Source organism: Streptomyces sp. NPDC037421, from assembly GCF_055602105.1.
Window position 1 is genome coordinate 1 of the sequence record NZ_JBVJWV010000038.1, and the last position, 20,829, is coordinate 20,829.

Genomic DNA, 20,829 nt, shown 5'->3' on the forward strand with positions numbered 1-20,829 from the left:
CCCCCCCCCCCCCCCCCCCCCCCCCCCCCCCCCCCCCCCCCCCCCCCCCCCCCCCCCCCCCCCCCCCCCCCCCCCCCCCCCCCCCCACCCCCACCCCCGCCCCCGCCCCCGGATGCGTCGGCGGCTGACCGGCTCCAGGGTGGAGGCATGGAGCACGCGCCGATCGTCGTCCACCGCATCTCCCCCTCGGGCGGCCGCCGGGTCACCCTGCGCGTCCAGGACCGCGAAGCGGCCCTCGGCACGGCGCACACCGACGCGGACGTGATCGAGTTCCTGCGCCGTGCGGAGGTCCCGGACCCCGACGAGGTGGTGCTCGGCGGCGCGCCGGCGCTCATCGAGTGGCAGGGGGACGCCCCGCACGTCTACGAGGCCGAGCCGACGGACACCGACGTCCCCTGACGACCCCGCCCCGCTGCCTCCCTCCCCCCTCCCCCACCGCCGGCAGGGCCTCATTCCGGCCAATGCATGACGCGTGCATGACATTTCACGACGCCTGTGACACATTCCGTGGCGCACTCCGCACCGCCCTCGCACCACACCCCCACAAGGACGTGTCACAGAGGAGCGACATGATGCACCGTGCGAAACTCGCCGTCGCCGCACTGGCCCTCGCGGCCACGGCCGGCAGTGTCACGAGCGCCGCCGCCTTCGGCACCACCGCCGACCAGAAGGTCGACGGCGTCATCGTCGTAGCGGGCAACACCTGCACCTGGACCAACGCCCGCACCAGCGCCAATCCCCCCAGCGCCCTCACCGTCGACCGCACCAGCATCAACAGGCCCGGCGGGAACCTCACCTGCGACGGGGGCATCACCGCCACCCTCAACAACAACCCGGCGTTCACCTTCGACGCCGCCGGGACCTCCGCCCGTACCGACCTGATCGACATCACCGGCCAGCAGAGCTTCATATCCTGCCGCTACAGGGCCACCGGCATCCTGTGGGACCGCGACGCGGCGACCGGGAAGTACGTCAACCGCGCCTTCACCGCCACCAAGAGCTCGGGCAGCTTCCTGTGCCCGGGATCCGTGACCACGGCGGCCGGCGGCGCTTCCATGCTCTTCCACTGACCTGCCCCCACCCGCCGGCACGGCACCGCCGTCCGCACCGGACGGCGGTGCCGTCCCGCGTGAGCGGGGACACCACCACCCGATGGCCGCGACCGGGTCGCCAGGGCTGCGGCGGGGCATCAGCATGGTGGGGAGTCCGCCCGGGTGAGGAGGCGCAGGTGATGGCCGATGCGCAGCCCGGACCGCCCTCCGGCGGCCCCGGGGCGGGATCTCCGGCGGCGGGCGGCCTGCTCGACGTGCTCGGGGTGGCCGCCGTGGTCCTGGACGCCGAGGGCCGCATCAGCCTGTGGAGCCCGCAGGCCGAGACCCTCTTCGGCTACCCGGCGGAGGAGGCCCTGGGGCAGTACGCGGCGACGCTGCTGGTGGACGAGCGGGACCGCGAGGAGGTCCTGGAGCTGTTCGCCCGGGTGATGTGGGGCCAGGGCGCGTGGGCGGGCTCCTTCCCCGTGCGCCACCGGGACGGCCGCAGCGTCCTCGTGGAGTTCCGCAACATGCGCCTCCAGGCCGCCAACGGCCGTCTCTACGCACTGGGCCTGGCCTCGGAGCAGGCCACCCTGCGCCGCGTCGAACGGGATCTGGCCCTGTCCCTGCGCATGGTCGACCAGTCCCCCATCGGGCTGGCCGTCCTCGACACCGATCTGCGGTACGTCCTGGTCAACCCGGCCCTGGAACGCATCAACGGGGTGCCGTCCGAGCGGCACATCGGGCACCGGATCGCCGACATCCTGCCCTTCCTGGACGCCTCGGCGGTCGAGGCCGGCATGCGGGAGGTCATGGCGACCGGCGCGCCCCTGCTGGACCACTTCACCACCGGCCAGATCTCCGAGGACTCCGGTGAGCGGGCCTGGCTGGTGTCGATCTACCGGCTGGAGGACCAGGCCGCCCGGGTGATCGGCGTCGCGGTGTCGGTGGTGGACGTGACCGAACAGCACCGCGCGGCCGTGTCGGCCGCCCACGCCCGCCGGCGCCTGGCCCTGATCGCCGACGCCTCCGCGCGCATCGGCACCACCCTGGACCTGGACATCACCGCCCGGGAGCTGGCCGACGTCGCCGTCCCCGAGATCGCCGACATCGCCGCCGTGGACGTCCTCGACACCATGCTCACGGGGCCCCGGCCGGGCGAGGCCGCCGACGAACGGGGCGTACGGTTCCGCGCGCTCGCGGTGAAAGCGGCCTACCGCACCCCCGCCGAAGAGGCGGCCGACCCCGTCGGCGACGTGGCGTCGTACCGCCCCGAACGCCTGGTGGCACGCTGCGCCCGTACCGCGCGGCCGGAACTCGTCCCGCACGTACGGCCCGAGGACCTGCCCCGCATCGCCCGCGACGAGGCCGCCGCCCGGCTGCTGGGCGAGGCGGGGGTGCACTCGTACCTGGCGGTGCCGCTGATCGCCCGCGGCCAGGTCCTGGGCACCCTCGACCTCAAGCGTGCCCGCAACCCGGTGCCGTTCGGCCCCGACGACGTGCTCCTCGCCTCCGAACTCGCCGCCCACGCGGCCGTGTCCATCGACAACGCCCGCTGGTACCAGCGCCAGCGCCACGCCGCCCTCGCCCTCCAGCGCCACCTGCTGCCCCAGCACCCGCCGGCGGCCCCGGGCCTGGACATCGCCTACCGGTACCAGCCCGCCGGCGCGGCCGACGAGACCGGCGGCGACTGGTTCGACGTCATCCCGCTCACCGGGGACCGGACCGCGCTGGTCGTCGGCGACGTGATGGGCAGCGGGATCAACGCGGCGGCGACCATGGGCCAGCTGCGCGCCACCGCCCGCGCGCTGGGCCGCCTGGGCCTCGACCCCGCCACGGTGCTCACCCACCTCGACGCGGCGACCGGCGACCTCGGGGAGGCCATGGCCACGTGCGTCTACGCCGTCTACGACCCCCACAGCAGGCTGTGCCACATCTCCACCGCGGGCCACCTGCCGCCCGTGCACCTGCGCAGCGGCCGCCCTCCCCGGCTGCTGCGGCTGCCGACGGCGGTGCCGCTGGGCGTCGGCGGCGTCCCCTTCGAGAACACCGCCCTGACCCTCGGCGAGGGCGACGAGCTGGTGCTCTACACCGACGGGCTGGTCGAGACCCGCGACCAGGACATCGACGCCCGCCTGCTGACCCTGACCGACCTCCTCGCCGGCCCCCACCGCCCCATCGAGGAGACCTGCGACCTGCTGCTGTCGGCGCTGCGCCGTCCCGACACGCACGACGACGTCGCCCTCCTCGTCGCCCGCGCCCTCGGCTGAGCCCTCACGCGGACGCGCTCCGCGAGCGGATCCGGGCGGCGAGCACGGCGACGTCGTCCTCGGCGTGGCGGGCGTCGAGGCCCGCGACCACGGCGTCCACGGCCTCCTCGGCCGTCCCGCAGGCCGGCAGCCGCAGGCCGGTGAGCCGGGCGAGGGAGCGGTCGATGTCCTCGCCGCGCCGCTCGACCAGCCCGTCGGTGTAGAGGACCAGGGTGTCCTCGGGCCCGAGGGGGTGGGCCGCCGACTCGTACCCGCCCAGTCCCGTGCCCAGCGGCGGCCCCACCGGTACGTCGAGCAGCCGGCCGGTGCCGTCCGCCGCGAACACGGCGGGCGGCAGGTGCCCGGCGCTGGCGTACAGGGCGGTGCCGCGCGCGGGGTCGACGCGTACGAGCAGGCAGGTGGCGGCGCGCCGGGCGGCGTCCTCGGCGACGAGGGCGTCGAGCTGGCGCAGCACCCGGTGCGGGGCGAGCTCGGTGGAGGCGACCTCGCGCAGGGTGGAGCGGTAGGCGTTCATGTCCACGGCGGCGTCCAGGCCGTGCCCCATGACGTCGCCCACCACCAGCAGGGTGCGCCCGAAGTGCAGCCGGACCGTCTCGAACCAGTCGCCGCCGACCAGGGCGCTCGGCCCGACCGGCAGGTAGCGGCCCGCGACCAGCAGGTTCGGGTGGGGCCGGCCGGGGTCGGCGACGAGGGCCCGCTGGAGGTCGAGCGCGACGGACTCGGTCGCGGCGAGCCGCCTGGCGTGGCGGATGTGCAGCGCGGCGAGGCGCGCGGCGAAGTGCAGGGCGGCGGCCTCGCGGTCGGTGAACGCCTCACCGGTGCGGACCGCGAGGAGGGTGCCGTACGAGGTCCCGTGCCGGGCCAGCGCGACGGACAGGCCGTGCACCGGGGGGCCGCCCGGGCGCAGGGTCCAGCTGCGCAGCGGATGGCCCCCGTCGAGGGCGACGACGGCGGGCCGTACGGCCGGTCCCGGGGCGCGCAGCAGCCCGGTGGCTCCGGCGGTGGCCACCCGCTCGGTGCGGCCGCCGGAGGTCAGGTCGACGGCCGCCGCGTCGCACAGGGTGCGGAAGAGGAAGGCGGCCAGTTCCCGGCAGGTGGTGCGCTCGTCGTCGGTCGTGCCGATGGCCTCCAGCGCCCCGTCCGGATCCGGTGCGTGGCCGTCGAGGTCCGACACGTCTCCTCCGACCGGCGGGCGGCCCCCTGCGGGCCGCCGGTCGGTCCATTCCACCAGCCCCGGCGCGGCGGGGCCGGTGGAGCGCGCCGGACGGTCACCTCGCGGGGGTGAGCCGCTCCCACAGGAAGGTGGCGACGAGGGCCTCGTTGAAGGCCGTCTGCTGGTGGTCGGTGGCACCGGAGTGGCCGCCGCCGATGTGCTCGTGGAAGAGGACGGGATGGCCCAGTTCGCGCAGCCGGGCGGCCGCCTTGCGGGCGTGGCCGGGGTGGACGCGGTCGTCCCGGGTGGAGGTGAGCAGCAGCAGGGGCGGGTACGCGGGGCCGTCGGCGGTCATCCGGTGGTACGGGGAGATCCGTTCGAGGTGGGGCCGGTCGGCGGGGTCGTCGGGGTTGCCGTACTCGGCGGTCCAGCTGGCCCCGGCGAGGAGCTTGTGGAAGCGGAGCATGTCCAGCAGCGGTACGTGCGAGACGACGGCTCCGAACAGCCCGGGTTCGCGGGTGAGCATCGCGCCCATCAGGAGGCCGCCGTTGCTGCCGCCCTCGATGCCGAGCTGGGCGGGGGTGGTGATGCCGCGCGCGGTGAGGTCGCGGGCGACGGCGGCGAAGTCCTCGAAGGCCCGGACCCGGTTGGCGCCGAGGGCGGCCTGGTGCCAGGCGGGCCCGTACTCGCAGCCGCCCCGGATGCCGGCGAGGACGTACGTGCCGCCGCGCGCGAGCCAGGTCCGGCCGTTGACGGCGCTGTAGGACGGGACCATGGAGATCTCGAAGCCGCCGTAGCCGTAGAGCAGGGTGGGGCCGGGCCCGGGCCGGTCCTCGGGGCCGACCACGAAGTACGGGACGCGGGTGCCGTCGGCGGATGTGGCGAAGTACTGGCTCACGCGGAGCCCGGCGGTGTCGAAGAGGGCGGGGGCCTGCTTGAGGGCCTCGCCGCCGGCGGTCCCGGCCTCTCCCCGGAACAGGGTGGAGGGCTGGAGGAAGCCGGTGACGTCGAGGAAGTACTCGTCGCTCTCGTCCGGGTCGGTGCACACCACCGAGGCCGTGGACAGCGGCGGTACGCCGTCCAGGGGGGCGCGGGTCCAGCCGTCGGGGCCGGGGGTGAGCAGTTCCAGACGGGAGGAGACGTCGGCGCGGGTGCGCAGCAGGAGGTGGTTGCGGGTCCAGCTGTAGCCGGCGAGGGCGGTGCGCTCGTCGGGGGTGAACAGGACCTCCGCCTCCCGGCCGCCCGCCCGGAAGTCCTCGAAGCCGAAGGCGAGCAGGCTGCCGGCGGGGTGGCCGAGCCAGGGGGTGCGCGGCTGGACGATCAGCCACCGGCGGTGGATCCCGGCGCCGGCGTCGTCCGGTACCTCGATCTTCTCGGGTGCCGCGGCGGGGTCCTCGGGCAGCAGGAACAGCTCGCCGTTCCAGAAGTCGATCTGCCGGGACACGAAGTCCCGTTCGAAGCCGGGCGTGTCGTCGTGCCAGCCGGTGGCGGACAGGTCCTCCGGCCGGGCTTCGTAGACCCGTTCGGCTTCGGCGAGGGGGGTGCCGCGGCGCCAGCGGCGGACCTGGAGGGGGTAGCCGGAGGGGGACATGGAGCCGGGGCCGAAGTCGGTGCCGATCCAGAGGTGGTCGGCGTCGATCCAGTCGACCCGGGTCTTGGCCTCCTCGACGGCGAAGCCGCCCTCGACGAACTCCAGCGTGTGCAGGTCGAACTCGCGCACCACGCAGGCGTCGGCGCCGTCGCGGGAGAGCATGACCAGGGCGTGGCGGTTCTCGGGGCCGAGGACGGCGCTGCCGGCCCAGGCCCATTTCTCGTCCTCGGCGGCGGCGAGGGCGTCGAGGTCGAGGAGGGTCTCCCAGGCGGGGTGCTCGGTGCGGTACTCCTCCAGGGTGGTGCGCCGCCAGACGCCGCGCAGCCTGTCGGCGTCCTGCCAGAAGTTGTAGAGGTGGCGGCCGCGCCGGACCACGTACGGGATGCGCCCGTCGTCGTCGAGGACCTCGCGCACCTCGCGCTCCAGCACCTTGAAGCCGGGGTCCGTGGTCAGCGCGGCGACGGTCTCGGCGTTGCGCTCACGGACCCAGGAGAGCGCGGCCTCTCCTTCCACGTCCTCCAGCCACAGGTAGGGGTCGTGGTCGTGCGGGCCGCCGGAGCCGGCGGGGGGCTGTTCGCTCATCCGCCGATTGTGCCGGACGCGGGCGGGCCGGCGGGACGCTCCCGGCGGCCCGGCCCGCCGTGCTACCCGGCGGCGTGGTGGAGGCCTTCGAGGAGGGCCAGGTCCTCCTCGGTGAGGCGCAGGGCGCCGGCGGCGACGTTGTCGGCGAGGTGGTCCGGGTTGCCGGTGCCGGGGATGGCCAGGACGTGGGGTCCGCGCCGGAGGGTCCAGGCGAGGCGCACCTGCGCGGGGCTGGCTCCGTGGGCCCGGGCGACCGTGAGCAGCTCCTCGCTCTCGGAGCCGGCCGCGCCGCCTTCGCGGCCGGCGGCGGCGATCGCGAAGAAGGGCACGAAGGCGATGCCCTGCTCCCCGCAGGAGCGGACGAACGCGTCGTACTCGGGCCGCACCCCGATGCCGTACATGTTCTGCACGCAGACGACCGGCGCGATGGTCTGCGCCTCGGCGAGCTGTTCGGGGGTGACGTTGGAGACGCCGAGATGGCGGATGAGCCCGGCCTCGCGCAGCTCGGCGAGGACGCCGAAGCGCTCGGCGAGCGAGTGGGTGCCGAGGATGCGGAGGTTGACGAGGTCCAGGTGGTCGCGGCCGAGCTGGCGCAGGTTCTCCTCGACCTGGCCGCGCAGCTGCCCCGGCCCGGCGTACTCGGCCCACTCCCCCGAGGCGTCCCGTGCGGGGCCGACCTTGGTGGCGATGACGAGGCCGTCGGGGTAGCGGCCGCCGAAGGCGCTGTTGATCAGCTCGTTGGCGGAACGGAGCGGGGAGAAGTAGTAGGCGGCGGTGTCGATGTGGTTCACGCCGAGTTCCACGGCGCGGCGCAGGACGGCGATCGCCCGGTCCCGGTCGCCGGACGCGGCGCCGGCCTCGAGCGCCGCGCCGTTCTGCGGCAGGCGCATGGCGCCGAAGCCGATCCGGTTGACCTCCAGGTCTCCCAGGGTCCAGGTTCCCGATGCGGATGCGGTGATCGTCTCTGTCGTCATCCGAAGATGATCACTCATGGGCCGGAGCCGCCGCCAGGGGCTTTCGCCCGCTCCGCCGTGTCACATGTGCGGGTTGGAGTAGTACGTCTCGATCAGGCTGACGAAGGCGGGCTCGTCCTCGTGCCGGCCGTCCTTCTCGTAGTCGGGCGAGTCCTTGACCTGGTCGCGGGTGCATCCGAGGTGCACGGTCGCGGACTCGGTGTCGACGCGTGAGACCACGCCGGCCGGGATGACGACCTTGCGGCCGAAGATCCAGGGGCCGGTGTCGACGACGAGGTAGGAGCGGCTCACGTCGTCCGTGTGCCGGTCGACCTTGCCGATCGATCCGTCGGCCGCCTCGACCTTGTAGCCGACGAGGTCCGTGCCGGGTGCGTAGCCGGCGTCGTGTCCGTAGCCCCACATTCCGGTTCCCATGGCAGCCTCCTCGTGTCGGACTCGTGGGTGGCGCCTACCCGCAGGCCGGGGAGGAAACCCGCGAGTAGACAGTGTCTACGTCGCATGGTAGACACTGTCCATGGAATCGGATGCACCGCTGCGCGAGCGGCTGATCGACGTCGGGGTGGAACTGGTCACGACCGAGGGGACCGGCTCCCTCGGCCTGCGGGAGATCGCCCGCCGTGCCGGGGTCTCCCACGGCGCGCCCCGGCGCTACTTCCCCACCCACCAGTCACTGCTGTCGGCCATCGCCCGGCGCGGCTTCGGCGACCTCGGCACCCGCTTCCTCGCGGCCGGCGCCGGGCAGCCCGCGCCCCGCGAGCACGTGCGGGCGCTCGGACGGGCGTACGTGGGCTACGCGCTGGAGCAGCCCGGCATGTTCGAGCTGATGTTCCGGCACGACCTGCTGGACAGCACCGGCCAGGAGCCCTCCGGCGGCCCGCGGCTGCGGGAGCAGACCCTCCCGCTGTTCGCGCTGCTGACCGGGCTGGTCGGCGCCTGCGGGGCGGCGGAGCCCGAGGTGACGGCGGCCGCGCTGTGGGCGGGGCTGCACGGGGTGGCGCAGCTGTGGGGCTACGGAAGCCTGCCGCTGGTCCTCGGGACCGGCGCGGAGGGAGCGGGCGGGGGCGGCCCGCGCCTGGACGCCCTGGTGGACGCCGTCGTGGACGCGCACCTGGGGGCGGAGCCCGCGTGAGGGAGCGACTCACGCTGGTGGCCAGCGCGGCCGGGGCGATGCTCGTCGCGCTCGACGGCACGGTGCTCGTCGTGGTGCAGCCGGCCCTGCGCCGCGATCTGGGGGCCGGGGTGGCCGAGGTGCAGTGGACGAGCACCGCCTACCTGCTCGCCGTCGCCGCGTTCCTGGTCGTCGCCGGGCGCCTCGGGGACCGCTACGGGCACACCCGGATGCTGCTCACGGGCGTGCTCGGCTTCGCCGCCGCGTCGGCGGGGATCGCCCTGGCCCCCGGGGTCGGCTGGGTGATCGCGCTGCGCGCCGTGCAGGGGCTGTTCGGGGCGCTGTTGCAGCCCGCGACGCTGGCCCTGCTGCGGCTGGCGTACCCGCCGGAGCGCCTGGGCCGGGCGGTGGCGGCGCGGACCGGAGCGATCGGGGCGGCCGCGGCGGCGGGGCCCCTGCTGGGCGGGGTGCTGGTCGCGCTGCTGGACTGGCGGGCGGTGTTCCTGCTCAACGTGCCGGCCGCGCTGCTGATCGCCGCCCTCGCACTCGCCGTACGGGTGCCCGCGCCGGAGCCGCGGGAGCCGGGGCGGCTGGGGCCGGCCGGTCCCGTACTGCTCGCGGCCGCCCTGGCGGCGGCGGTGCACGCGCTGGCCGGCGTACCGCGGTACGGGTGGACGGCCGCGCCGACGCTGCTCGGGTTCGCGGCGGCCGCCGGGCTCGGGGCGCTGTTCGTACGGGGCGAGCGGCGCGCGCGGCTGCCGCTGGTGCCGGCCGCGGTGGCGCGGTCGCGGCCCGTGGCGGCGGCGGTGGCACTGCTGCTGGCGGTGTCGGCCGGAATGTTCGGGGCGCTGTTCACGGCCACGTTCCTGCTCCAGGACGTACGGGGCCTCAGCCCGCTCGACACCGGGATCCGGGTGCTGCCGCTGACCGCGCTGATGGTGGCCGGGGCGCCGGTCGCGGGGGCCGCGCTGCGCCGGTACGGGCCCCGGCGGACGGCGCTCGCGGGGACGGCGCTGGTGGTGCTGGGGATCGCCGGGCTCGGCGCGGGCGGCGGGGCGGCCTTCGGGGTACTGGGGGCCGGGTTCGCGGCGGTGATGGTCACCGCCACCGGGACCGTGGTCGGTGACGCCCCGGCCGGGTACGCGGGGGTGGTCGGCGGGCTCAAGCAGACCGCGATGAACGTCGGCCCGAGCCTGGGGATCGCCGTCGCGGCGGGCGCCGGGGCCGGTGCCGCCGGGGCCGGTACGGCGGGCGGGCCGCTGACGGCACTGGCGGCACTGGCCGCCCTCGGCCTGGCCGCGGCCTGGCTGCTGCCGGGCCGGGAGCGGGAACGGGTGCGGGCGGCGGAGGCGGCGTAGGCGGGCGGGCCCGGCCCGGCGTGGGGGGCCGGGCCGGACCCGCGGTCAGGGGGTGAAGGTCCAGCGCTGGGCGGCGGCACCGGTGCAGGGGGCCCGGGTGAGTCCGGTGCCGTTGGCGGTGCCGGAGCCCGCCGGGGTGAGGCACTGGCCGGCGCTGCGCAGGCTGCCGTCCGGGCCGGGCTGCCAGGTCTGGGCGGGGCCGGCCGCGCAGGCCCGCACCGTGACCTTCGCCGGGTCCGCGGCGTCGAGGCAGACCCCGCCCAGGCCGGTGAGACGGCCGTCGCCCTGGAGGGTCCAGCGCTGGTTCGGGCCGCCGTGGCAGGTGTAGAGGGTGGGTGCGGTGCCCGGGGTGGTGTCGCTGTGCGGGAGGTCCAGGCAGCGCGCGGAGGCCGCGTTGACGAGGGTGACGTCGGGCGGGAGCGGTGCCGGGCGGCCGGTGAGGGTGAGCTCGGCGGCGCTGGTCCAGGGGCCGCGCCCGCCCGCCTCGGTCAGGGCCCGCAGCCTCAGGTAGCGGCCGGTCCGGGGGGCGAGGGTGACGGACTTGGCCGCCGGGGTGTCGGCGAAGGTGCCGGTGGCGGCGGGGGTGCCCCAGTCGGTGGTGGTGTCGGACACGTAGACCTCGTAGCCGCCGATCCGGCCGTTGGCCCCGCCGTCCTGGCGCGGCAGGTAGCCGAGGCCGTCGACGCTGTAGCGGGCGCCGAGGTCGATCCGGATCTCGTGCGGGAGGGCCGCCGCCTTTCCGGAGGACCAGGCGGTGTGCCACAGGGTGGCGGGGTTGCCGTCGAAGGCGTTGACCGCGGCCCCGTTCTCGGCGGCGGTCTCCTGGCTGTCGGCGGAGACCAGGGTCCAGGCCGACTGGGGGACGGGCGACGAGGTGACCGGGATCGGGTCGGCGGCCGGGACCGAGGTTCCGGTGGCGGTGACGCTGAACGCACCCGCCTTCGTACCGGTCTTGACCCACAGCACGCCCGTGCGGTCGGCCGGATCGAAGAACCATCCGGTGGCGGCCGCGTCGTAGGCGGCCTTGTCGGCGAGGCGGGGCAGCGCGGCGCCGTCCGCCGTGAGGGCGGTGGGGGCGGAGGCCACGTGGAGGGTGAACTCGTAGCCGCGCGCGGCCCGCTGGCCGGCGTAACCGCCCGTGGGGGCGCCGACGGAGACGGTGACCGTGCCGGAGCCGGCCGCCGGGGCGCTGACGTCCACGCGCTGGCGGGCGAAGGCACCGGAGGCGTAGGCGCGGGTGCGGCCGTCGTCCTCGTACAGGCTGAAGGTGGAGGCGCCGCGCGGGTGGATGTCGTAGGTGAGGGTGTCGACGGGCTTCTCGCCGGAGTAGTTCATCTGCGGCCACATCGGCACGATCGCCCCGCCCTTGACGAACAGCGGCAGGGTGTCGAGGGGCGCCCGGTAGCCGTTCAGCCAGCCGGGGCCCGCGTACGTCTTCCCGGTCCAGTAGTCCGTCCAGGTCCCGGCGGGCAGGTAGATGCCGTCGCGGACGGAGGTGTCGGAGACGACCGGTGCGACGAGGAAGGAGTCCCCGGCCATGAACTGGCCGCTGGTGAGGTTCCCCCGGGCGACCGGGTCGTCGGGGTACTCCAGGACCATCGCGCGGGTGCTGGGGACTCCGGTCTCGTGGGCGGTGCGGCTCATCGTGTACAGGTAGGGCATCAGCCGCATCTTCAGCTGGAGGTACTTGCGGTTGACGGAGAGGTACGGCTCGGCGAAGCGCCAGGGCTGCTTGTCCTGGTAGCCGGCCGACGGGTTGACGGCGCCCCATCCGGACATCGTCATGAAGGCGGGCGTGAAGGCCTTCCACTGGAGGTCGCGGGCGTACGTCTTGGGGCTGCCGCCGAAGATGCCGTCGACGTCGCCGGAGGCGTAGTTGAGGCCGGACAGGCCCGCGCCGACGATGGCGGGGACGTGCCAGCGCATGTCGTCCCAGGTGCCGTGGGTGTCGCCGGTCCAGACGACGGCGTTGCGCTGGGTGCCGGCCCAGCCGTCGACGGTCCACACGTAGCGGCGGGCGTCGGAGTTCTTCTCGATGCCGTCCACGGCCTGCTGGACGCCCTGGAAGGCGCTCTTGTAGCCGCCGCCGATCCAGGCCACGTCGGTCTTGACGCCCCGGCTGCCCGCGTTGCCCACCTCGTCGGCGATGGAGCCCAGTCCGGTGGAGGTCCACAGGCCGGTCTGGAACCCCTTCGCCTTCAGGGCGTCGACGGTGGACTTCAGGGGTGCGGTGTAGCCGCAGCCGTAGCCGTCGTTGGGCAGGAACCAGCCCGAGGGCATGTCGGCGGCGCGGGCGTCGGCGGCGTAGCCGGCCACGTCGGGGGTGGTCTGGTGGCGCGGCCGGCCGTGGTCGCCCTGGTAGTCGGGGTTGGAGGCGTTGAAGCAGTCGGCGTTGCCGAGTTCGAAGCCCCAGATCGGCGCCATGAAGGGTTTGCCGCTGACGTCCGTGTAGGCGTCGAGGACGGACTTGAGGGAGTCGCCCGTGAAGTACCAGGCGTCGAAGCGGGTCTCGTCGTGGGTGAGGGCGGTGGGCGCGTTGAAGGCGTACGAGCCCGGGGCCCAGGTGTTGCGCATGACGCCGTAGTCGTTGGTGGACATGTAGAAGGGGGCGGGGCTGGCGTTGTCGTTCTCGCGCCACTCGTTGTCGACGGCCACGGGCACCGTCTTGCCGCGCAGCGCCCACTCGCCGAGGCGCAGGCCGGTGCCGTAGAACTGCTCGTCGGCGCCGCGCGCCAGGTACTGGGTGGTCTTGCCGCCGCCCCAGCTGGTGGGCTGGGTCTCCTGCCAGACGGGGGTGGTGTCGTCGGCGCGGTAGACGGAGAACTGCAGGGGCGATTTGTTGACCCGGATGGACAGGGCCCCGGTGGTGATCCGGAAGTGGGTGCCGGCGTCGGTGTAACTCGCGCTCACCGGGCCGAAGTCGGTGGTGGGGGCCAGGTCGGAGCCGGCCGGGTCGTTGGTGAAGGCCCCGTCGGGGGCGAGCCAGAGGCGGAAGATGTCGGCGCGGGCGACGACCACGCGGGCCTTGGCCCCGCTGGAGGTGCTCACGGTGAAGGTGCCGCCCGACTGGGTCAGGCCGGTGACGGTCCCCGCCGTGGCGGCCGGCGCGGCGGCCGCCGCGCGGGCGGTGGCGGGCCCTGCCGCGGCGAGGCCCGCGGCCGCGAGCGCGGCGGCGAGCAGGGCCGCGAGGCGGGTCCGGTGGCGGCCGGGGCGGTCCCGGCGGCGGTGCTCGGGTGGGGGGTCGTGCCGGTCGCGCCTCAGGGACAGTCTCGTCGGACTCATCGGGCAGCTCCTCGTGCGGTCCGGATCGCGGACACACCGCCTTGGCATGCACCCGGCAAGATAGCGGACTCGGGTGGCCCATTTGAAGGAACCTGTTCGAAGTAGTCCGGTACCAAGCACATTTGAGCATGAAGGGGCCCGGGCGGGTGGCCGTCACACCGGCTGCGCCGCCCGGGCCGGGCCGCCGTCAGGCGGCGGTGACGCGGATCTTGGACTGGCCGTGGCCGAGCTCCTCCCAGTCCTCCATGAAGCGGGCCTTCAGCCCGTGCCCGGCCGCGAGGTCCACGAGGGTCTGGGTGCGGTAGTAGAAGTCCTCGCGCAGGACCTGGTGTTCGGCGCCCTCGGTACGGTCGAAGGTGAAGTCGAACCAGCCGCCGGGCGCGAGGACGCGCTCCACGTGCGCGAGGCACTCGTCGATGATCCCGATCGGCGAGTGGGAGAACACGCTGTGCGCGTGCACCACGTCGAAGTGGCGGTCGGGCAGGAAGTCCAGCGTCAGGTCCTGGGTGATGGTCAGGTGCGGGAGCTTGTCCTGGAGTCCCCGCCCGGTCAGCGTCCCCTTGGCCGCCATGAGGATGTCGGGCGAGATGTCGATGCCGTAGTAGTGGCCCGTGTCCAGGTGCTCGATGAAGCGCCAGCCCGCGCGCAGGTTGCCGCATCCGATGTCGAGCATGCGGTGGCGCGGGGTGAGGCCGTGCGCCACGAGGTAGTCGAACTGCATCCTGCCGAGGGCCAGCCAGCGCTCGTGGGTCTGGCTGCCGACGGCGGCCTCCGGGTTGCGGCCGGTGTCGGAGGCCATGACGGCCCGGTAGTAGCCCACGTGGTCCGGGTGCTTGAGGCGCAGCCACCGGTCGCGGGCGGCACGGCGTACGTACGGGGCGATGCGGGTCGGGTTGCCCAGCGCGTAGCGGACCTTGTGGCCGAGGCCGGCGCGGTTGGCGGTGAGGTTCTTCTTGGTGGCCATGAGGGGTCCCCCTGGGGTGCGGACGGATCGGGCGGGCGCGGCGGTCAGGCCGAGCGGCGGCGCAGGACGAGGAGGGTCAGGCCCACGAGCGCGGCCGCGGCCCCGAGGTAGAGGGCGGTGTCGATCCACTGGAAGGTCCAGAAGTCGCCGCTGGGATAGACCTTGTGGTAGCGGCCGGTGAAGCCGTGCTCGGCCATGCACGCCCGCATCTCGTCGCCGGAGGTCTGGCAGACCTTCTCGATGGAGTACTCGCGGCCGTCGGGCGTGACGTAGCCGAACTGCCCGGTGGACCAGGCGCTGCCGACGGGCCGCTTCGGGGTGTCGCCGGGGGTGACCCGGGTCTCGGGGGCGATCCAGGAGGTGCGGAAGTACGTCACGAACACCATCGCGGTGCCGATCGCGGCCAGGGCCGCGCCCATGGCGGGCAGCACGCGGCGCACCAGCAGGCCCGCGAGGGTGCCGGCGGCGAGGCCGAACAGGGCGCAGGCCACCGGGGCCGGGCCGGTCGCGTTGTAGACCGGGGCGTCGTGCCAGTAGGGCCCGTCGAGGGTGTTGGCGATGGGCAGCCACCACCAGGCGACGAGCCCTCCGACGACGGCCGCCACGAGGGCGGCGACCAGCGCCGCGAGGCCGAACCGGGCCGCGAACCAGCGGCGCGGGCCCACGCCCTGGGTGAGGGCCAGCTTGAACGTGCCCGTCTCCAGCTCCCGGCCGATGAGCGGGGCGCCCCAGAACACGCCGATCAGGGCCGGTACCGCGATGCCGAGGGCGCCGAGCGTGCGGATGCCGGCGGAGTTGCCCTCCATGATCTGGAAGGTGGCGGGGCTCTCACAGCCTCCGTTCCAGCCCGGGCAGGGCACCCAGCCGGTGGCGTCGATCAGCTCCGCCATCTCGGAGCGCCGGTAGGCCACGTACGCCGTGCAGAGCGCCAGCAGGGCGAGCGCGGACAGGATCATCAGGCGCTGCTGGCGCCAGGCCAGCCACAGGACGCCCTTCATGCGGCGGCCTCCTTCTCGGCGGCGGGGCGGGGGGCGCGCAGGTGTGCCAGCAACAGGGTTTCCAGGGAGGGGGTCTCGGTGATCCAGCGGCCGTCGCCGTCCGGCGGCGGCGTACGGACGAGGGCGGTGACCTGGCGGCCGCCGACGGCGGAGTGCACGACGCTGCCGCGGTCGACGGAACGGGGCAGTCCGTCGGACTCCGCCTGGTCGGCCCTGCCGGTGATCCAGGTGTGCGCCTCGCAGAGCTCCTGGACGTCGCCGCAGAGCCGGGCGGTCCCGTCCTTGAGGAGCACCACGTGGTCGCAGACGTCCTCCAGTTCGGCCAGGACGTGCGAGGACATCACGATGCCGGTGCCGCGCTCGGCGGCCTCGGTCATGAGCAGGGCCATCACGTCGTGCCGGGCGACCGGGTCGAGGTCGGCCAGCGGCTCGTCCAGGAGCAGCAGGTCGGCGCGCTTGCCGAGTACGAGGGCCAGCGCGACCCGGGTCCGGTTGCCGCCGGACAGCGACCCGACCCGGACCCCGCGGCGGATGCCGGAGCCGGTGAGCAGCTGCTCGGCGGCGTCCTGGTCCCAGTGGCCGCGGTTGAGCGCGCGGCCCATGCGCAGGGTGTCGGCGACGGTGAAGCCCGGGTGCAGCGGCTTCTCCTGCGCGAGGAAGGCGGTGCGCCGACGGGCGCCGGGGGTGCCGGGGGCCTCGCCGAAGACGCGTATCTCCCCGCCGGTCGGGCGCAGCAGGCCGGCCGCGAGCTGGAGCAGGGTGCTCTTGCCCGCGCCGTTGGGGCCGACGAGGGCCGTGACGCGGCCCGCGGGCAGCTCGACGTCGCACGCGTGCAGGGCCCGGTGGCCGCCGAACTCCCGCCCGAGCCGGGTGGCCCGTAGTGCCGGCGCGTGGGTCGGATCGCTCACGCCGTTTCCTCTCTCGACTGTCCGGGCCGTCCGGGCCCGGAGGGGTTGAAGCTTTCGTCCACGGCGGCCGCGATGAGCGCCGTGATGTCCTCGCGGTCCAGCCCCGCCTCGCGGGCCTGCGCCATCCAGGCGGCCAGGGCCAGGCGCAGCGGCGAATCGGGGGCCGCGCCGGGGTGCGAGAGGGAGCGGCGGACGAACGTCCCCGCGCCGGGGCGCGGTTCGACGAGCCCTTCGCGTTCGAGCTCCCGGTACGCCTTGAGGACGGTGTTGGGGTTGATGGCGGTGGCCGCCACCACCTCCCGGGCCGTCGGCAGCCGGTCGCCCGGCTCCAGCACGCCCAGCCGCAGGGCCTGTTTGACCTGCGTGACGAGCTGCAGATAGGTGGCGACGCCGCTGCGCCGGTCTACTCGGAACTCCACCATCCACCTCATTCCACTAACACGTTAGTGGAATAGTGCAGACTTGGTGAGGGCTCGTCAAACCGGCGGAGTATGACCGAACCGTCACAGCCCGCCGAAGCGGGAACGCGGAGGCCGGCTCGGGCATCTAGGTGATCGGCGGGCCGGTGACGGCCGCGCCGACGTGACGGCGAGAACCGGCGCAGCCGGGTGTGAACAGCGAAGTGGGGCGTGGATGAAGGCGGAATCGGTGGCGGACGGTGCCCTGGCCGGGCGGGACCCGGAGGACAGTGAGCCGGGGGACGGTGCCCGCACCGGCGCCCCGGCCGGGCGTGGAACGGGCGCACCGGACCCCGAGTCGACCGATGCCCCGGCCGGGCGCGGGCGGCCCGTACCCGCCGAGGCCCTGGCCGGGCGTCAAGCGGCCGGATCCGGCACCGGGCCGGGGCCGGCCGACGCCGGGCGGGGGACGGCCGAGCCGGCCCCGGAGGACGGCGTCCCCGCCGACGGGACGGCCGCCGGGACCCGTGCCGGCGGGAAGGCGACCGACACCGGTCCCGCGGCGAAGTCGACGGACACCGGTCCCGGGCCGGAAGACGACGCCCCCGTCGGGCGGGAGCCGGCCGGATCCGGCCCCGAATCGGCATCCGACACCCCTGCCCGGCCGGAGGCGTCCGGCTCCGAGCCGGAGGACGACGACCCTGCGGGCCGGGCGACCGCCCGCGCCGGGCGTGAATCCGCCGGATCCGGCACCGGGCCGGCGACCGGCACCCGCCCCCGGGAGGAGACGGCCACCCCGGCCCTGAAGGACGCCCTGAAGGACGGCACCTCCGCCGACGGTGAGGCCACCGGCGCCCGCACCGGTGGCGAGGCGGCCGAACCCGGCACCGGGCCGGGGCCGGCCGGCGCCGGGCCCGAGCAGAAGGACGGCGGCCCCTCCGAGGGTGAGGCTGACGGCGGACCCGAGCAGGCGAGCGCCCGGCCCCGCGCCGGGCGGGACCGGAGCGGCGCCGACGAACCGGACGCCGGGCACGGGACGGCCGCCACTGCGCCGGCCGGGCGCGACGGGACCGCCCCGGACACCGGGCGCCGAAGCGGGAGCGGGCCGGGTGACCAGCCGGAGGCCCGGGTCTCCGCCGCGCGCAAGACGTCGGACGGCACCGAGCCGCCGGCGGAACCCGCCCCCGAGCGGGGCGAGTCCGCCCGGGCGGGTGCCGACGGAGAGCCGGCGGGCGCGGTCGGCGCTCCGGCCCGCCCCGGCAAGGAGCGGCCGGAGGAGGACGGCGCCTCCGTGCGGGGCCGGGCAGGCGGAGCCGCCCCGGACAAGGACGCCGACGCGCGCCCCCGCCCCTCATGGGCGCGGAACGACGACCGGCCGGGCGAAGCCCCCGCCACCACCGCCGGCGCGGACGACGACGCGAAGGAACGTCCCCGCCCGTCCTGGGCGAAGGGCGAGGGGACCCCGGATCCGCGCACGCCCGCGCGGCAGCGGGCCGGCATACCCGCGCCCGAGGGCGGACCGGCGGCCGGTGGGCCACCGGACCGCGCCCCGGCCAGGGCCGCAGCCGCCCCGGCGGACCCGGATCCGAAGGGCGCGTCCGCCCGGCCCGCACCCAAGAGCGCGGCAGCGCGACCGCACGACCCCGAGCGGACCAGCGAGTTCGTCGCGCTCAAGGACCCCGACGCACCCGAGCCGCCGAAGCCGAAGCCGGCTCCTGCGCCTGCACCGCCGGTCGTCCTGGAACCCACCCGCGAAGCCCCGCTGCCGCCGCTCGACCTGCTGGCCGAGCTGACCAACACCGCTCCCCCGCCGGAGACCCCGCGCCGCACCCTCACGCGCCGCGTCAAGGTGTGGACGCCGATCGTGCTGCTGCTCGGCGCCGCCGTCGCGGGCGCGCAGATGCTGCGTCCGCTGCCCGCCCCCCAGCTCGTCGCCGCGCAGGCCTCCTTCACCCTCGACGGGTCGACCTCCGTCCCCTGGCCCGCCAAGGGCCAGGCGGCCGTGCGCGTCTCCGGTTCCGGCGACGTCGGCACGTTCGGCGAGCAGAAGCCGATGCCGACCGCCAGCGTGGCCAAGGTGATGACGGCCTACGTGGTCCTCAAGGGCCATCCGCTGCGCAAGAACGATCCGGGTCCCAAGATCGAGGTCGACGCCAAGGCGGTCGCCGAGGGCAACTCCGAGAGCGAGTCCCGGATCGTGGGGCTCACGGCCGGGCAGAAGTTCGGCCAGCTGGACATGATCAAGATGCTGATGATCCCGTCCGGCAACAACATCGCCCGCCTCCTCGCCCGTTGGGACACCGGCGGCGACGAGGCCGCCTTCGTCGCGAAGATGAACGCCGCGGCGAGGGAACTCGGCATGAAGGACACCACGTACACGGATCCCAGCGGTCTGGACGCCGGCACGGTCAGCACCGCCGCCGACCAGCTGAAGCTGGCCGAGGCGGTCATGAAGGACGAGGCGTTCCGCACGGTCGTGGCGATGCCCAGCGCCCCCGTCGAGGGGCTGCCCGAGCCGCTCATCAACAACAACGGCAGCCTGCTCCTCGCCCCCGGCCTGAGCATCAGGGGAATCAAGACCGGGTCGAGCACCCCCGCGGGCGGCACCCTGGTGTGGGCCGCGTACAAGACGGTCGGGGGCGAAACCCCGCTGATCCTCGGCACGATGATGGACCAGCACGTGGACGGCCCGGACCCCAACGGCGGCAGGAGCCTGGAGCTGGTGAAGGAGAACAGCCGCAAGGTCATCGAGGCGGTCCGCACGGCGCTCGGCCCGGCCACCGTCATCCGCAAGGGGCAGCTGGTGGGCCACGTGTCCGACGGGCTCGGCGGCTCGACCCCGCTCGTGGCCGTGAAGGACCTCACCGTGATCGGGGTACCGGGCCAGCAGCTGCGCATCTCCCTCGGCGCGGGCGCCAAGCCGGTGCCGCACGAGGCGAAGGCGGGGACCGAGGTCGGCGTGCTCACCGTCGGCGAGGGGGAGGGCGCGAGGGGCGTACCGGTCGCGGTGGGATCGGACCTGGCCGAGCCCTCGTTCGGAGCCAGGGTCACCCGGCTGTCCTGAGGCGGCTCCCGCTGTGGTTGCATGACCGGATGGACGTCCGGCGGCGCGAACCCGAGGACCTCGGCGCGTGCGTGCGCGCACTCGCCGAGGTCCACCACGACGACGGCTACCCGGTGGACTGGCCCGAGCACCCCCGGGAGTGGCTGTCGCCGTCCGCGCTGCTCGGCAGCTGGGTCGCGGAGCGGGACGGCCGCGTGGCCGGCCACATCGGCCTGTGCCGCAGCGGGCCGGGCGACTCGGCGCCGGAGCTGTGGGGCCGGCGCACGGGGGTGCCCGTGGAGGGCGTGGCCGTCGTCAGCCGGCTGTTCGTCGCGCCCGGCGCGCGCGGGCACGGGATCGGCGCCCTGCTGATGGCGCGGGCCGTGCGCGAGGCGCGGGAGCTCGGGCTGCACCCCGTGCTCGACGTGGTGGCCTCCGACACCGCGGCCGCCGCGCTGTACGAGCGGCTCGGCTGGAGCCTGCTGGCGACCGTCGAGCAGCGGTGGGGCCCCGGCCGGGTGGTCGGCGTACGCTGCTACGCCGCGCCCCTGTAGGCCGACGGGGTCAAGGGTTCGCGATGACGAGCAGGGTACGGGCGGCCGCCGTGCCCCCGCCGGGCAGTACGCAGCGGTGGGGCAGGTCGCCCCGGTGGTGGGCGCTCTGGCCGGCCGTCAGCAACAGGGGTTCCTCGCCCCGGACTTCGAGGACGACCTCCCCTTCGAGTACGTAGAGGAAGTCCTCGCCCGGGTGTTCGAACCAGCCGCGCTCGCCCTGGCCGGGCTCGAAGTGGTGCTCGTAGGCCTCCATCAGCGCGCTGCGCCCGCCCGGGATGAGCACCCGGGCCACCTGCCCCGCGGCCTCGCTGACGCGGATCACCTGAGGGTCGCTCTCGTGGCTGACCACGCCCGGCCTGCCCGGCGGCCGCAGGAAGGTCCCCGGGGCCACGTCGAGGGCCTCGGCGATCCGGTAGATCGAGCTGAGGCTGGGCGTGGCCAGTCCGCGTTCGAGCTGGCTGAGGAAGGGCTGCGAGAGGCCCGAGCGGGCGGCCAGTACGGCCATGGAGACCCGGCGGGCCGTGCGGCACTCGCGGATCGCGCGGCCGACCTCGATGGCTTCGGGCGTGGGTTCGGGGCGGGACACGCTGGTGAACGTACCCCATCGGCTTCCGG

At 75.2% G+C, this 20,829-nt stretch carries 17 protein-coding genes; 7 read left to right on the top strand and 10 right to left on the bottom strand.

Annotated features, from left to right (window positions below; genetic code table 11):
• The first annotated feature begins 147 nt into the window (after positions 1 to 147).
• The 3 genes from ACZ7IF_RS33830 (at position 148) to ACZ7IF_RS33840 (ending at position 3,301) form a co-directional block, all read left to right on the top strand.
• Positions 148 to 399 (top strand): hypothetical protein, encoded by a 252-nt coding sequence (locus ACZ7IF_RS33830; protein WP_470979567.1) that lies wholly within the window; start codon positions 148 to 150, stop codon positions 397 to 399.
• A gap of 170 nt (positions 400 to 569) precedes the next feature.
• Positions 570 to 1,070: a hypothetical protein gene (locus ACZ7IF_RS33835; RefSeq protein WP_470979570.1), complete on the top strand. Its 501-nt coding sequence runs from the start codon at positions 570 to 572 to the stop codon at positions 1,068 to 1,070.
• Between the two features lie 161 nt (positions 1,071 to 1,231).
• The gene (locus tag ACZ7IF_RS33840; protein WP_470979573.1) at positions 1,232 to 3,301 is read left to right on the top strand and encodes a SpoIIE family protein phosphatase; all 2,070 of its coding nucleotides are present in this window, start codon (positions 1,232 to 1,234) and stop codon (positions 3,299 to 3,301) included.
• A gap of 4 nt (positions 3,302 to 3,305) precedes the next feature.
• Here the strand turns inward: ACZ7IF_RS33840 and ACZ7IF_RS33845 are convergent, their stop codons facing one another.
• The 4 genes from ACZ7IF_RS33845 to ACZ7IF_RS33860 form a co-directional block, all read right to left on the bottom strand.
• Positions 3,306 to 4,475, bottom strand: a complete 1,170-nt coding sequence (locus ACZ7IF_RS33845; protein ID WP_470979576.1) for a PP2C family protein-serine/threonine phosphatase — start codon at positions 4,473 to 4,475, stop codon at positions 3,306 to 3,308.
• A gap of 94 nt (positions 4,476 to 4,569) precedes the next feature.
• Positions 4,570 to 6,627, bottom strand: a complete 2,058-nt coding sequence (locus ACZ7IF_RS33850; protein ID WP_470979579.1) for a prolyl oligopeptidase family serine peptidase — start codon at positions 6,625 to 6,627, stop codon at positions 4,570 to 4,572.
• Between the two features lie 62 nt (positions 6,628 to 6,689).
• Positions 6,690 to 7,601, bottom strand: coding sequence for an aldo/keto reductase (locus tag ACZ7IF_RS33855; protein ID WP_470979581.1), 912 nt, complete (start codon positions 7,599 to 7,601; stop codon positions 6,690 to 6,692).
• Positions 7,602 to 7,661: 60 nt separating this feature from the next.
• On the bottom strand, positions 7,662 to 8,015 hold the full coding sequence (locus tag ACZ7IF_RS33860) for a PRC-barrel domain containing protein (RefSeq protein ID WP_470979584.1): 354 nt from the start codon (positions 8,013 to 8,015) through the stop codon (positions 7,662 to 7,664).
• Positions 8,016 to 8,115: 100 nt separating this feature from the next.
• Here ACZ7IF_RS33860 and ACZ7IF_RS33865 point away from each other — a divergent pair, with 100 nt between their 5' ends.
• Both ACZ7IF_RS33865 and ACZ7IF_RS33870 read left to right on the top strand, forming a co-directional pair.
• A complete protein-coding gene (locus ACZ7IF_RS33865) occupies positions 8,116 to 8,730 on the top strand; it encodes a TetR/AcrR family transcriptional regulator (RefSeq protein WP_470979587.1) in 615 nt (204 codons plus the stop codon).
• Positions 8,731 to 8,768: 38 nt separating this feature from the next.
• On the top strand, positions 8,769 to 10,067 hold the full coding sequence (locus ACZ7IF_RS33870; protein ID WP_470979728.1) for an MFS transporter: 1,299 nt from the start codon (positions 8,769 to 8,771) through the stop codon (positions 10,065 to 10,067).
• 45 nt (positions 10,068 to 10,112) lie between these two features.
• On the opposite strand, the gene ACZ7IF_RS33875 is transcribed toward ACZ7IF_RS33870, so the two are convergent.
• The 5 genes from ACZ7IF_RS33875 to ACZ7IF_RS33895 form a co-directional block, all read right to left on the bottom strand.
• Positions 10,113 to 13,349 carry a TIM-barrel domain-containing protein gene (locus ACZ7IF_RS33875; protein WP_470979590.1) on the bottom strand — a complete coding sequence of 1,079 codons (3,237 nt, stop codon included), beginning with the start codon at positions 13,347 to 13,349 and terminating at the stop codon, positions 10,113 to 10,115.
• A gap of 187 nt (positions 13,350 to 13,536) precedes the next feature.
• Positions 13,537 to 14,313, bottom strand: a complete 777-nt coding sequence (locus ACZ7IF_RS33880) for a class I SAM-dependent methyltransferase (RefSeq protein WP_470979593.1) — start codon at positions 14,311 to 14,313, stop codon at positions 13,537 to 13,539.
• A 44-nt stretch (positions 14,314 to 14,357) separates the two neighbouring features.
• Positions 14,358 to 15,311 (bottom strand): transporter, encoded by a 954-nt coding sequence (locus ACZ7IF_RS33885; RefSeq protein ID WP_470979596.1) that lies wholly within the window; start codon positions 15,309 to 15,311, stop codon positions 14,358 to 14,360.
• Complete coding sequence (locus tag ACZ7IF_RS33890) at positions 15,308 to 16,219, bottom strand: ABC transporter ATP-binding protein (RefSeq protein WP_470979599.1); 912 nt, start codon at positions 16,217 to 16,219, stop codon at positions 15,308 to 15,310. The genes ACZ7IF_RS33885 and ACZ7IF_RS33890 overlap by 4 nt, the downstream gene beginning before the upstream one ends.
• The gene (locus ACZ7IF_RS33895; RefSeq protein ID WP_470979601.1) at positions 16,216 to 16,641 is read right to left on the bottom strand and encodes a GntR family transcriptional regulator; all 426 of its coding nucleotides are present in this window, start codon (positions 16,639 to 16,641) and stop codon (positions 16,216 to 16,218) included. The genes ACZ7IF_RS33890 and ACZ7IF_RS33895 overlap by 4 nt, the downstream gene beginning before the upstream one ends.
• 211 nt (positions 16,642 to 16,852) lie before the next feature.
• On the opposite strand from ACZ7IF_RS33895, the gene ACZ7IF_RS33900 reads away from it, so the two are divergent.
• Together ACZ7IF_RS33900 and ACZ7IF_RS33905 are read left to right on the top strand one after the other, a co-directional pair.
• Positions 16,853 to 19,681 (top strand): D-alanyl-D-alanine carboxypeptidase, encoded by a 2,829-nt coding sequence (locus tag ACZ7IF_RS33900; RefSeq protein ID WP_470979604.1) that lies wholly within the window; start codon positions 16,853 to 16,855, stop codon positions 19,679 to 19,681.
• Positions 19,682 to 19,710: 29 nt separating this feature from the next.
• Positions 19,711 to 20,214, top strand: a complete 504-nt coding sequence (locus tag ACZ7IF_RS33905) for a GNAT family N-acetyltransferase (RefSeq protein WP_470979606.1) — start codon at positions 19,711 to 19,713, stop codon at positions 20,212 to 20,214.
• Positions 20,215 to 20,224: 10 nt separating this feature from the next.
• On the opposite strand, the gene ACZ7IF_RS33910 is transcribed toward ACZ7IF_RS33905, so the two are convergent.
• Positions 20,225 to 20,800, bottom strand: coding sequence for a helix-turn-helix domain-containing protein (locus tag ACZ7IF_RS33910; protein ID WP_470979609.1), 576 nt, complete (start codon positions 20,798 to 20,800; stop codon positions 20,225 to 20,227).
• Between the last annotated feature and the right edge of the window lie 29 nt (positions 20,801 to 20,829).